The organism is Saccharothrix mutabilis subsp. mutabilis, from assembly GCF_039521145.1.
GTDB lineage: Bacteria > Actinomycetota > Actinomycetes > Mycobacteriales > Pseudonocardiaceae > Actinosynnema > Actinosynnema mutabilis.
On record NZ_BAAABU010000003.1, the window covers coordinates 307647 to 321117 of the forward strand.

Annotated in this window: 7 protein-coding genes; 2 read left to right on the plus strand and 5 right to left on the minus strand. The window is 74.1% G+C overall.

Annotated features, from left to right (window positions below):
* Positions 1-87 precede the first annotated feature (87 nt).
* Together ABD126_RS09110 and ABD126_RS09115 are read right to left on the minus strand one after the other, a co-directional pair.
* Positions 88-3048, minus strand: coding sequence for a M36 family metallopeptidase (locus ABD126_RS09110; protein ID WP_343933264.1), 2961 nt, complete (start codon positions 3046-3048; stop codon positions 88-90).
* Between the two features lie 129 nt (positions 3049-3177).
* Positions 3178-3966, minus strand: a complete 789-nt coding sequence (locus ABD126_RS09115) for an endo alpha-1,4 polygalactosaminidase (RefSeq protein ID WP_343933265.1) — start codon at positions 3964-3966, stop codon at positions 3178-3180.
* Between the two features lie 133 nt (positions 3967-4099).
* Here ABD126_RS09115 and ABD126_RS09120 point away from each other — a divergent pair, with 133 nt between their 5' ends.
* Positions 4100-7576, plus strand: coding sequence for a S8 family serine peptidase (locus ABD126_RS09120; RefSeq protein WP_343933266.1), 3477 nt, complete (start codon positions 4100-4102; stop codon positions 7574-7576).
* A gap of 61 nt (positions 7577-7637) precedes the next feature.
* On the opposite strand, the gene ABD126_RS09125 is transcribed toward ABD126_RS09120, so the two are convergent.
* On the minus strand, positions 7638-8243 hold the full coding sequence (locus ABD126_RS09125) for a fascin domain-containing protein (RefSeq protein ID WP_343933267.1): 606 nt from the start codon (positions 8241-8243) through the stop codon (positions 7638-7640).
* A 338-nt stretch (positions 8244-8581) separates the two neighbouring features.
* On the opposite strand from ABD126_RS09125, the gene ABD126_RS09130 reads away from it, so the two are divergent.
* A complete protein-coding gene (locus tag ABD126_RS09130; protein WP_343933268.1) occupies positions 8582-12298 on the plus strand; it encodes an nSTAND1 domain-containing NTPase in 3717 nt (1238 codons plus the stop codon).
* A gap of 1 nt (position 12299) precedes the next feature.
* Here the strand turns inward: ABD126_RS09130 and ABD126_RS09135 are convergent, their stop codons facing one another.
* Both ABD126_RS09135 and ABD126_RS09140 read right to left on the minus strand, forming a co-directional pair.
* Positions 12300-13097, minus strand: a complete 798-nt coding sequence (locus tag ABD126_RS09135; protein WP_343933269.1) for a hypothetical protein — start codon at positions 13095-13097, stop codon at positions 12300-12302.
* Positions 13094-13435 (minus strand): hypothetical protein, encoded by a 342-nt coding sequence (locus tag ABD126_RS09140; RefSeq protein ID WP_343933270.1) that lies wholly within the window; start codon positions 13433-13435, stop codon positions 13094-13096. Before ABD126_RS09140 ends, ABD126_RS09135 begins: the two co-directional genes overlap by 4 nt.
* Between the last annotated feature and the right edge of the window lie 36 nt (positions 13436-13471).

Below are 13471 nucleotides of genomic sequence, written 5' to 3' on the forward strand. Positions count from 1 at the left end.
CGACGGGCCGGCCGCCGCCGTGGCGGCCGGGCCACCGCTGGTGCGCTGACGGCTGCCCTCCTCCGGGCAGCCGCCCGAGGAGGAGGGTCAGAAGTGGAACGCTTGGAACTCCGCGATCCGGACGGTCTGCGCGACCGCCGGGTTGCCGGTGGTGCAGTCGCTGGTGGAACGCGGGTCGTCGTGCTGGGAGCCGGCGTAGGCCGGGCCGCCCGTGCACTGGTTGGTCAGCACCCGGACCATCAGGTGCGTCGCGACCGTCGGCGGGATCCGGAACGACCGCAGCGCCAGGTCCGGCGCGGTGGGGCGGGGCACCCCCGCCGGGAACGCGTCGGCCGGGCTGGTGTAGGCGACCCGGAAGTCCTTCGGGTCCGTGCACGCGGAACCCCGGAAGGTGTTGCAGGCCAGCACCTCGAACCGGCGCAGGGCGGTGAACGGGTTCTGCGTGCCCGCGTCCGGGTCGCCCTCGACCGCCGGGCGCAGCTGCGCGCTCACCTGCACCCGTTGCACCAGCTGCGGGTGGTTGCCGGCGAGGTCGACGACCACGCCCTTGCCCGCCACGGGCGCGCCGACCGAGGCCCAGTTCGTGGCCTCGGAGTCGTCGATGAGCTTGTCGGCGTTCACGCCGTCGCCGGTCGCCGTCGCGCCCAGGGCGCGGGAGGCGAGGTTGCGCGAAGGCAGCGCGTGGAGGGTCGTGTCGTCGTGCACGGTCCGCCGCAGCCGCGTGGCGCCGTACCCGTCGGCCACCACGACGAAGTCGTAGGCGCCGGGCACCACCTCGACCGCGTCGGGCAACGGCGTGGCCGGGTCGGTGTCGGCGACCGGAACGGTCCGCGCCTCGTACTGGCCGACGTAGAGCCGCGCGCCGGGCACGGCGGCCAGCCGCACGGTGGCGTTGCGGCCCTGCGGCGAGGCGAAGCTCGGTGTCGGGTCGGGGTCGTCGGGGCCGTTGCTGGCGGCGTCGCGGCCGAGGCCGTGGCGGGCGAACTCGGTCCACAGCTCGGGCACGTCCGCGCCGCCGAAGCGGATCTCGTTGGCGGCCAGGGTGGCGTCGCGCAGGTCCACGTAGCTGACCGCGCCGGAGGCGGTGAGCAGCAACGCGTCGAACGCCTGCTGCACCCACCGCCGGTTGCCGGGGCACTTCTCCACGGGCAGCTCGCCGTCCGCGCACGCCCGCTGGGTCGCCGGGGTGCCCAGCCCGTACTTGGCGATCATCGCTTCGCGCACGTCGAAGCTGGTGGCGCTCCAGATCTCGCCGTCGGCGTGCACCTGGCGGCCGACCAGGTCGTAGGCGATGTTGCTGTAGTTGAGCGGGCTTCGGCTCATGTCGTAGTTGCGGATGCCCGAGCCCGCGTCACCGGTCACGTACCCGCCGGTCACGTACGGGGTGTCGCCGCGCGGCCGGAAGCCGTGCTCGAACAGGTACTCCATCGCGAACAGGTCCGAGTGCGACTCGTTCATCGCGCCCGCCTGCGCGCCCGACCACCCGGAGTCCGGCCCGGCGATGAGCCGGCCGCTGATGGCGTGGCCGTACTCGTGGCCGATCACCGACATGTCGTAGTCGCCGTCCACGCAGGGCGCGTAGAACCCGCCGGGCGTGGGCTGCCACAGGTACATGTTGGTGGTCGGCGGGACGCCGTCGGGCGGGGTGATCTGGTTGGCGTTGTTGCGGGAGGGGAAGCCCGGCGGCGCGCCGCCCACCCGGCCGCCCGCCTGGGCGTTGCCGCGCTCGGCGTCCCCGCCCAGGCCGCCCCGGTCGCCGTTGTCGGCCTGCATGTTCCAGGTCTCCTCGGTGAACCCGAGGTGGTAGGACCAGTCGTGCATCCGGTTGTGCATGGCGAACAGGTTGGCCAGCGCGGCGTCGACGTCGTTCTGCCGGGCGGAGGAGAACACGGCCGGGTCGCAGCGCTCCTCGTGCCACTGGTTGGTCCACGGGTAGGTGTAGCGGCGCTCGGCGCTGGGCGCGGAGGTCCGGGTGCCGACGGTGCCGCCGGCGAGGTCGTCCCACTTCTCCGTGGTCCGACCGGAGTTGCCGGAGGAGGTGGCGCTGGCCGTGCCGGCGACCGGGTCGACGTCCCAGGCCAGGCCGCGGTCGGCCGTGCGCACGGACCGCTCGCACCCGCTGATCCGTTCCACGCACCACCGCGCGCGGGTGTCGCGGGAGGAGTAGTCGGCGGGCGGGTTGGCGGGGAAGACGTCCCACTCGGCGTTGTCGGCGTGGTGGTCCACCAGGTCCTCCCGGACCAGCAGCCGCCCGGTCCGGGCGTCCACGTAGCTGGTGGAGCCGCTCTCCTCGCCCACGTGCACGACCTGGTAGGCGGCCCGCGCCGGGCCGTCGGGCATGGGCACCGCACCCGGCCGGACCCGCGCCGCGGGCCCGAGCCCGAGCGCGGCCACCGCCTGCTCGGCGGACAGCGTCGCGGGTTCGGGCGCCGACCGCGCGGGGCTGAGCGTGGAGCTGAGGTGGACCACGGCCCCATCCCGGACGCCGAACGCGGCGAGCCCGTCCAGGACCGAGGGGACCTCCCCGAACCGCTGCCGCAGCAGCACGTAGGAGCCCTGGCCCATCGGCCGGTTCACCAGGACGTCCATCGAGTCCACGGCGTCCTGCGCGAGCCCGAACACCTCCAGGTTGGCGCTGAGGTACCCGCGGGCGACCGCGACGGGGTCACCCGCCACCCGCAGGCGGGCCTCGGGGCGGGGGACCAGCGTCGCCGGCGCGCCGTACCTGTTCCACCGCACCGTGCCGCCGGCCTCGGCCGCCAACACCCGTTGCCGCTCACTGGGCGGCGCGGCCCCGGGCCGGTTGTCGATGTCGCGGTCGCCCGTCGTGTCGCCCTGCACCGCGCTGCCGTCGTGCAGGGCGCTGCCGTCGTGCAGGGCGCTGCCTCCCGGGACGGCGCTGCCTCCCGGGACGGCGCTGCCTCCGGGGACGCCGGCCGGGTCGCCCTCGGCGGGCGCGGCCGAGGCCCCGCCCGGCGCGACCGCCCCGACCGCCAGCACGCACGTGGCGGCGAGCGCCACGGCCCGCCGAAAAGCCCGTCTCCGCATCTCGTGAACGCCTCTCTGCGAGCCCGATGGGGATCAACCCACACCGAGCCTGCCGTCCACGCGCACGGCGGAGTAAGGCCCGTTCGCAGGGCACCCGCACGGTCAAACGCCGCAGCCGCCCGACACCGGTCAGCAGGTCCGCCGCACGTGCGCGGGGTCGTCGGCCGGCAGCACGTCCAGGTCCCGCAGCACCACGCTGAGCCGGCCGCCCCACCCCGCACAGGCCGTGGCCAACCCCTCCTCGGTGTACTCGATCACGATCACGTGGTCGCCGAACGCCGCCACGTAGTCGCCGCACTCCTCGTGCTGCCCGCACTCCTCGGCGACCGCGAAGTCCACCCCGACGGCCTCGCGGTCACCGGCCAGCTCCACGGTGTTCTTCTGCGCGATCGCCAGCCCCTTGTCGTGCGCGCGGGCGGACAGCAGGGTGTGCAGCGCCTTCGCGTGCTCCGGGGTCAGCAGGCCCTCGGGCGCGCGGGTGTAGCTGTCGTAGTTGTCCGGCTCGACCGCCTGGTAGCCCTTCGCGGCGCACCCGTCGATCCAGCCGCCCACCCGGTCGGCGATGCGGGCGCGCTTGTCGGCGGTGCGGAGGTCCAGCAGCGCCTCGCCCCAGTCGCCGTCGTAGACGACCTCGCCGTCCGCGTCGCGCAACAGCAGGTCGGCGTCCCACTCGGCCTCCGCGCCCGGCTGGACCTGGAAGGCGTTGACGTAGCAGATGTTGTAGCGACCGGGTGCCGGCGCCACCCCGTGGTCGCGGGTCACCACCGCGACGTCGGCGGCCGGCGGGTAGGGGCCGCCGATCTGGTAGTCGAAGCCGGCGTGCGCCGGCGGCAGGACCACCGCCGGACCGGCCGTCGCCGGCGGCGCCGCGCACGAGGTCAGTGCCAGCACGACGGCCGACAACGCCAACAGACGCATGACGTCCTCCCCAGGGTCGCTACGGCGCATCCTGCCCGAACAAGATCGCCCGGGTCGACCCGGGCGTGGCCAAGGCAACCACGACGACGCGAGCGGCGTAGTCACCAGTGCAGTGATCTTCTGGGGAGGACTTGTGCGCAGAACGCGCTTGCTGGTGGTGGCCGTGCTGGTCGCCGGGCTGTCGAGCCCGGTGGCCGCGCAGGCCGGACCCGAGACCCGGCCGGACGGTGACCTCCGGACCATCACGCTGATCACCGGCGACCGGGTGTCGGTGGACGGGGCGGGGAACCCGGTCGGCGTCGAGGGGCGGCCGGGGACGCACTTCGTGCGGTACGTCCGGGACGAGCACCGGTACGTGGTCCCGGTCGACGCCCTGGACGACGTCGAGCAGGACCGGCTGGACCGGCGGTTCTTCGACGTGACGGCCCTGCTCGACTTCGGCTACGACGACGCCCGCACCGCCCACATCCCGTTGCTGACCGGCGGGAACGCCTTGCGGGCGGCCAACGCCGTCCCCAAGGCCGAGGCCGCCCGGTGGTGGGCCGGCCGCGGCGCGGGCGCCCTCGCCGCCGACAAGCTGTGGCTCGACGGCAAGGCCAGGCTCGCGCTGGACGAGAGCGTGCCGATGGTGGGAGCCCCGGCCGCGTGGGAGGCCGGGTACGACGGCGCGGGCGTCACCGTGGCCGTCCTGGACACCGGATACGACCGACAACACCCCGAGCTGGCCGAAGCCGTCGCCGTGGCGCGGGACTTCACCGGCGAGGGCGTCCAGGACGACAACGGCCACGGCACGCACGTCGCCGCCACCATCGCCGGCCGCGGCGACCGCTACCGCGGTGTCGCCAAGGGCGCGAAGCTGGCCGTGGGGCGGGTGTGCGGTCGTGACGTGGGATGCCCGGAGAGCGCCATCATCGCGGGCATGGAGTGGGCGGTCCGCGAGGCCGGCGCGAAGGTGGTCAACCTGAGCCTGGGCGGCGACCAGAGCGACGGCACCGATCCGCTGTCGCTGGCGGTCAACCGCCTCACGGCCGAGACCGGCGCGCTGTTCGTCGTGGCCGCCGGCAACGCCGGCGAACGCCGCAAGGTCTCCGCCCCGGCCGCCGCCGACGAGGCGCTGGCCGTGGCCAACCTGACCAAGCGGGGCGTCCTGTCCGAGTGGTCCTCCCGCGGCCCCCGCGTCGGCGACCACGCGGTCAAGCCGGACCTGGCCGCTCCGGGCACGGACATCGTCGCCGCCCGCGCCAAGGGCACCCTGCCCGACGAGGCCGTGGACGAGCTGCACGCCCGCCTCTCCGGCACGTCGATGGCGTCACCGCACGTCGCCGGCGCCGCCGCGATCCTGGCCCAGCGCAACCCGACCTGGACCGCCCGCGAGCTGAAGGCGCAACTCATGGCCACGGCCGACCCGCTCCAGGACACCTCCGCCAACGTGGGCACCGGCCTGCTCGACGCCGGCCGCGCCGTCACCCAGCAGGTCCGCGCGGACGTGGGCAGCGTGTCCTTCGGCCTGCTGCACTGGCCCCACACCGAGCCCGTCGAACGGACGATCACCTACCGCAACGACAGCGCCCGGCCCGTCACGCTGACCCTGACCCACGACCTGGGCGGCAACTTCGCCCTCCCGTCCACAGTGGACATCGCCGCCGGCGGCGCCGCCCCGGTCACGGTCCAGCTGGACCCGCGCAAGGGCAACGGCACCTTCTACGGCACCGTCAGGGCGACCGCGGACGGCATCAGCGTCACCACCGCGGTCGGCGCGTACGTGCAAGAGGAACGCCACACCCTGACCGTCAAGGCCACCGCCCGCGACGGCAAGCCGCCACTGACCGGTTACGTGCTGGCCGTGGACCTGGGCACCGGCCAGAGCACCTTCATCCCCTTCGACGCCGAGGGCAACGGCAGCGCGAGGCTCCCGGTGGCCGACTACGCGGTCCTGGGCCGCATCCACGAGTTCTCGCCCCTGGCGAGCTGGTTCACCCCGATCTCGATGACCGAGGTCGCCGGCCGCACGACCACCACCCGGGACGTCACCCTCACCCTCGACGCCCGCCAGGCCCGACCCGTCACCGTCGCCCTGAACGACGCGACGGTCCAACCCCTGCACCGCCAAGCCGAACTGCGCCTGGCGCCGCGGCCGGACAAGGTCACCACGATCAGCGGACCGGTGGAGGGCTCGACCCCCACCTACGCCCTGACCTTCGGCGACCCCCTGCCGAACTTCGACTACCTGACCCTCCTCAAGGCCGCCCGACCCCGCATCTCCCTCACCGGGCACTCCCTGCCACTGCGCTACTTCGCCGGCAGCGGCTACCTCGCACCCGGCGCCCACCGCCTCCGCACCGCCCGACCGGACGGCGACGTGACCGGCGCGCTGGTCGTGGCCGACGCGACCGGCGAGGACGAGTTCTCCCTGGCCCACCGCCTCAAGGACGCCGGCGCCGCCGCCGTCCTGGTGCTCGGCCCGTCCGGCTTCCCGAGACCCGACGAACAAACGGCGATCCCGGTCCTCAACGCCGCCGACCACGGGGCGGCGGACCTCCTGGCGAGCATCGGCGAGGAGGTCACCCTGACCGCGGTGGACACCGCGCCGACCAGCTACCACCTGTTCTACCCGGAACAGGGCGCACTCCCCGCCGGCAAGACCTACCGGGTGCGCAAGGCGGACCTGGCCGAGGTCAAGGCCCAGTACCGCTCCTCGGGCGCGGACGGCATGGTCGGCCAACGCGTCTACCCGACCAGGAACGGCGCGATCCACAACTCCGGCATGCTGCTGGACGAGGTGGTGGTCGCCCCGGTCTCCCGCACGGAGTACTACAGCGCCGGCAACGGCATCGGCTGGTACCGCGAACACGGGATCGGCCGCATGTTCGGTCCCGACGCCCGCGACCCGGAAGCCGGCAACTGGTCGGACCACGAGCCCGTCACCTACCAGCCGGGCCACTCCTACCACACGACCTGGAACCCGGCGGTCGCCTCACCCCGCCTCCGGGGCACCTCCGTGGTCCCGTGGGCCGTAGGCGGCGGGGTGAGGCGAACCGGCGACGAGATCGACGCCCGGATCTCCCCGTTCGCGACCCGGACCGCCGTCGAGTCCTGGCGCAGAACAGCCTCGGGCTCCCTGACCCTGACCCGGAACGGCATCCCGGTCGGAACCGCGACCAACCCGTGGCAAGCCCGCTGGCCCGTGACCGCCGATCCCGCCACCTACGCCCTGACGGTCACAGCCACCCGCACCGCCCCGCAGGTGCAGCTGTCCTCAGCGGTCACCACGACCTGGACGTTCACCAGCTCCGCCGCCACCAGCGGCCCCCTACCGCTCCTGGAGGTCGACTACACGATCCCCTTGGACCTCCGCAACAGCGCCAAGGCCAACGTGCCCCTCCCCGTGCGCTTCACGGCGACCCGCCAAGCCGGCGCGGGAACCACCACCCTGAGGGACCTGAAGGCCTACGCCTCCTTCGACGACGGCGCCACCTGGCTCCCGGTCCGCTCCTTCGTGCCGAGGGGCGGCAAGGCGGGCGGTCACGTCTCCCTACGAGTGGTGGCGACGGACACCGACGGCAACACGGTGGACCAAACCGTCCTCCGCGCCTACCGCCTCAGGCCCTAGCCACACCGAGCCGGGCTGGACTCCGCGACCACGGAGCCCAGCCCGGCCCACCCGCGGTCGGTCACCAGGTGAACCACTCCCAGGGGCCCACCTCGGTGAGGCGTGCTCGCAGGCTGGCGTGGTAGGTCCCGGTGTAGTCGAGCTGCGCCGACACGTAGAGGCCGACTTCGAGGGAGTAGATCCACGTCGAGTGGCCGCTGCCCGGCGGGTTGTAGGTGCTGAAGTTGAAGATCCAGACCCTGGTGTCGCACTGTGATCGGGGGAGGCGACGCAACAAGCCACGACCGGTGCCTGACGCTGTGGTGTCCACGACCACCGGGCACCCGTCGTTGGACCGGATGGCAGTCCGCCAGTTCGTCGGGTTCCTGCACACCTGGAACTTCTCCCAGTTGCCGATGGCGTTGCCCGGCGTGCGGGCGCGCAGCAGACCCCAGTCGGGGAAGGAAGAGTCTTCTTCCGTGGCCACGTGGAGGTTGTTGCCTTCGGAGCGGATGGTGACGCCGGACCGGCACACCACATCTGCCGCCACCGTCGGCATGGGCTCGCTGGACGAGATGGTCTCGCTGCCGACGGCGTGCGTCGCCGACGGTTCAGCGGAGGCGGTGGGCATCACGAACAAGCCCAGCACTGCGGCTGATGCCGCGAACAAGGCCATGGGTCTTTTCACTGTTGCACTCCTTTGGTTGTTCGACGGGCGAAGCAGGGGAGCGTCACGGGGCAAGAGCCGTGGCGTTCGGGGTCGTAGCACCAGCCCGGTCGGGCTCGACGATCGCCGCCGCGGCGACGGTGACCACGCGTCCGGCGAAGGACGGGATCGCGGAATTCATTCTTCCCCCTGTGGAATCGGCTCGGTGCCGCTGTCCGTGTCCCCCACAGCCGCTTGCACCTAGGTGGCCGTGTCGCGAAACGGCCTTCGGGCGATCAGCGGCCATGTTAGGTTGGCGATTCGTTGTCAAGCCCCAGGTCAAGCGCTGAACAAACAACCTCGGCGAGGCAGGGACGGACGTGGGCAGGCCCGAGCGGGAACTCGACCCGGCGGCCGGCCCGGTGCAGCGGCTCGCGCACGAACTCCGCGGTCTGCGCGACGCGGCCGGGCGGCCCAGTTATCGGATGATGGCCAAGGTCGCGCACTACTCGGTGACGGCACTGGCCGAGGCCGCGGGCGGTGAACGGCTGCCCAGCCTGGAGGTCGCGCTCGCCTACGTCGCCGCGTGCGGTGGTGATCGGGCGGAGTGGGAGAGGCGTTGGCGTGCGGCCGAAGCCGAGCTGATCGGTGCCGTCGGGGGCGACTCCGGTGCGCCCTACCTCGGGCTCGCCGCGTTCGGGCCGGAGGACGCCGACCGCTACTTCGGCCGCGAACGGCTGGTCGAGCGGGTGGTGCACCAGGTGGCGGATCGGCCGGTCGTCGCGGTGTTCGGCGCGTCGGGCAGCGGCAAGTCCTCGCTCCTGCGCGCCGGGCTCCTGCCCGCCACGCGGTCGCACCCCGCGTTCTCGGGCCGGCGGTGGTCGTGGCTGTCGCTGACCCCGACCCGGGCGCCGCTGCGCGAGTTGGCCAACGCGGTCGCCGCGTGGTGCGGGGAGGAACCCGACCGCGCCGAACCCGGCTGGCTCGACCGGGCGCTCCGGCTCGCCGACCCGGGTGGCGATCGGCGGGTCCTGCTGGTGGTGGACCAGTTCGAGGAGTTGTTCACCCTCTGCCCCGACCCCGCCGAACGGACCGCGTTCCTCGACGAGTTGCTGGACGCGGCGCTCGGCGAGGGCCGGGTGGCGACCGCCGTGCTCGGTGTGCGGGCCGACTTCTACGGCCACTGCGCGACGCACCCCGGCCTGGTGGCGGCGCTGGACGGCGGCGCTCAAGTGCTCGTCGGGCCGATGACCCGGGACGAGCTGCGGTCCGCGATCACCCGGCCCGCCGCGCTCGCCGGGCTGACCGTCGAACGCGAGCTGGTCGCGACCCTGCTGGCCGACATCGCCGACGAGCCCGGCGGTCTGCCGCTGCTGTCCCACGCGCTGGTGGAGACCTGGCGACGGCGCCGGGGCGGCGCGCTCACCCAGACCGGTTACCTGGCCTCCGGCGGCGCGCACGGCGCGCTGGCGCAGACCGCCGAACGCACCTACGCCGCGTTCGACCCCGAGGAGCAGGAGGCGGCCCGCCGGGTGTTCCTGCGGTTGACCGCCCTGGGCGAGGGCACCGAGGACACCCGGCGGCGGGCCGCGCACACCGAGCTGGCCACGATCGCGGACCCCGCGACGGTCACCCGCGTGCTGGACCGGCTGGCCGCCGACCGGCTGGTGGTGATCGGCGAGGAGAGCGTCGAGGTCGCGCACGAGGCGCTGATCCGCGCCTGGCCCCGGTTGCGGCGCTGGCTGACCGACGACCGCGACGGCATCCTGGTGCACCGCAGGATCACCGAGGCGACCCGCGTCTGGCAGGCCGCGGGCCGCGACCCGGACCTGCTCTACCGCGCCGCCCAGCTCGACCAGGCCCGGACGTGGGCCGGGCAGCCGCACCGCGCCGCGACCCTCAACGCCGACGAACACCAGTTCCTCGACGCGGCGATCCGCCTGCGGGACAGACAGATCCGGGCGCGGCGACGGCAGGCCGCGCGGGTTCGCGTCGTGACCGCGGCGGTGGTCACCCTGCTGACCGTGGCCACGGTGATCACCGTCCTCCAGCGCAACGACGCCCGCGAAGCGCACCGGGTGGCGGTCGCGCGCCAACTCGTCGCCGAGGCGACCGCCCTGCGCGAGGTCGATCCGCTGCGCGCCGCCCAGCTCAGCCTGGCCGCGTGGCGGATCGCGCCGGACGTCCCGGCCACCCGCGACGGCCTGGTCAGCACCCAGGCGATCGCCCTGCCCGCCCGGCTCACCGGCCACGTCGGCGAGGTCCGGGACGTGGAGTTCAGCCCCGACGGCCGGGTCATGGCCGCCGCCGGCGACGGCGGAACCGTGCGGCTGTGGGACACCGCGACCCGCGCGCCCCTGGGCGAACCGCTCACCGGCCACACCGGGATGGTCAACGGCGCGGCGTTCAGCCCGGACGGGACCACGCTGGTGACCGGGTCCTCGGACGGGACGCTGCGCTTCTGGGACGTCGCCGGCCGCCGACCGCTCGGCGGACCGGTCACCGGTCACACGGGCGTCGTCACCGGGGTGGCGTTCACCCCGGACGGCCGGATGGCGCTCAGCGGCGGTGCCGACGGCACCCTGCGGTTCTGGGACACCACCACCAGGCTCCCGCTGGGGGCACCGCTGACCGGCCACGACGGCCCGATCACCGCCGTCACCACCAGCCCCGCCGGCACCCTGGCCGCCACCGCCGGGAACGACAAGACGGTGCGGCTGTGGGACGTCGCCACCCGCACCCCGGTCGGCCGCCCCCTGGCCGGGCACACCAGCGTCACCTACGGCGTCGCGTTCGGCCCGGACGGCCGCCTCCTGGCCTCGACCAGCGGCGACAAAACGGTGCGGCTGTGGGACGTCACGACCCAGGAACCCGTGGGCGACCCGCTCAGCGGGCACACCAACGTGACCTACGGGGTGACCTTCAGCCCCGACGGGCGGACCCTGGCCAGCAGCGGCTGGGACAAGACGGTCCGCTTGTGGGACGTGACGACCAGGCGACCGCTGGGCACCCCGCTCACCGGCTCGACCAGCAGCGTCCTGAACGTCTCGTTCACCCCGGACGGTTCCGCGCTCGCCGGCGGCGACTCGGACGGCCATGCACTGATCTGGTCGCTGCGCACCACCGTGCTGCCCGCGCACACCGACGCCGTCTACGGCGTGGCGCTCAGCCCCGACGGCGCACTCTTCGCCACCGCCTCCGACGACAAGTCCGCACGCCTGTGGGAACTGCCGGGCCACCAACCGGTCGGCACCCCGCTCACCGGCCACACCGCCGAGGTCCGCGCGCTCGCGTTCAGCCCCACCGGCACGCTCCTGGCGACCGGCAGCTGGGACGGCACCCTGCGCCTGTGGGACCCGACGACGCGGACCCAGGTCGGCCCCCCGCTCACCGGCCAGGCCGGCTGGGTCCGCGGCGTTACCTTCAGCCCCGACGAAACACTGATCGCCACCGCCGGCATGGACACCACGGTCCGCCTGTGGGACACGACCACCCGCACCCAGGTCGGCGCGCTCACCGGCCACACCAACTCGGTCACGGGTATCGCCTTCAGCCCGGACGGCCACCTCCTGGCCACCGCCTCCCACGACAAGACCGTGCGCCTGTGGGACGTGCGAACCCGAACCCCGCTCGGCGAGCCGTTGACCGGTCACACCAGCGTGGTGCGCGATGTCGTGTTCAGCCCGGACGGCACCATGTTCGCCAGCGTGGGCGACGACAAGACCGTCCGCCTCTGGGACACCGCGACCCGCTCCCAAGCTACCGTCCTCTTAGGACACACCGGCGAAGTCCTCAAGGCCGCCTTCAGCCCCGACGGCCGCCACCTCGCCACCACGGGCCTGGACAAGACGACCCGCCTGTGGGACGTGGCGAACCGCTCGACCGCGACGACGTTCACCGCGACCTCCGGCCTGGCCGGCGTGGCGTTCACCCCCGACGGCCTGGTGACCGGCGGCGTGACGGGCAACGTCCTGCGCTGGAGCGCCGACGTGACCCGGGCCGCGGCCCACGTCTGCGCCGCCACCGGCCTCGACCTCACCGACGAGGAGTGGCAGCGGCACGCGCCGTCCTGGCCGAACCAGCGCCTGTGCCCGTGAGTCAGGTGCCCTTGCGGAACGTCGCCGTGACCTCCTCGCCGGATGTCAGCGGTGGGTCGAGTTCGCGGGCCAGGCGGCCGGCGTGCACGTCCACCACCGCTTCCAGCAGGTCCGCGTACACCTCGACCGCGCCGCGCGTCCGGACCCACCCGACGACCGCGACGCACGCCGCCACCACCAGAGCCGGCCACCAGAACACCCCGACCACCGCGTAAGGCACGCACCAGGTGGCGCCGGCCACCGCCGTCTCCAGCTCCGCCCGCGCGGTTCGCACCTCGGCGCGCCCGGAGTCGTCCAGCACCAGCCACAGCCGCGCCCACCACGACTTGAGGTCCACGGCGTACTGGTGGTGCACCCGGTCTTCCACGGCCGCCAGGCGGTCGCCGGTCCACGTCGCCCGGGTCGGCGCGGCGAGCGCGATGCGGTTGCGCTTGGCCGCGTCGCCGCGGTCGTGCGCCCGCGCCCATCGCTTACGCCGGCGTCGTGCCGCCCAGCGCGGGCGTGTGCCGAGGAAGCACCACCACGTCACCGGGCACAGCGCCCGCACGACCAGTCCCGCCGCCACCGACCCGAGCAGCACGGCGGCCAGCGCGAGGAGTTGGGCCGCCGGCGGCCGGGCGCCCAGGTCACGGGTGACCCGGTCGACCTGGGCGACCAGCCTCGCCACGTCGAGCGCGTGCGCGTGCCCCAGCAGCACGCCCACCGCCGCCGTGGCGAGGAACAGCACACCGGGCAGCACGAGCAGCGCCACCCACCGCTCGGCCACCCGCTTGCCCAGCTCGCCGAAGAACGCGTTCACGCCCGTCGCCGCCTCAGCGGCTCGTCGCGCAGCCAGCACCGCTCGGCCGGCACCGGACCGCCCGGCTCCCGGGGCACCTGCCGCGCGCACGCCTCCGCCGGGCACACGTACACCTCGCCGAACGGCCGACCGCGCATCCCGGGCAGCACCAGGTCGCTGCCGCGCAGCACGTCCGCCGGGATGCCCAGGCGCGGTAACTCCTCCTGCAACCGGTGACCCGCGCGCACCCTCGCCAGCACGTCGTCCAGCACCTTCCCCAACCCCTGGCGCGTCACGGCGGCGCGCAGTTCGGGCAAGGTGGAGCAGAAAGCGGCGAGGTGTTCGTCGGCGTGCGGCACGGCGGTCCTCCTCTTCGTCGGGGGCTTCCCAGCCTG

Excerpts from the sequence above, each read along its gene's own strand:
- ABD126_RS09110 (WP_343933264.1), bottom strand. The coding sequence starts at position 3,048 with ATGCGGAGACGGGCTTTTCGGCGGGCCGTGGCGCTCGCCGCCACGTGC.
- ABD126_RS09115 (WP_343933265.1), bottom strand. The coding sequence starts at position 3,966 with ATGCGTCTGTTGGCGTTGTCGGCCGTCGTGCTGGCACTGACCTCGTGC.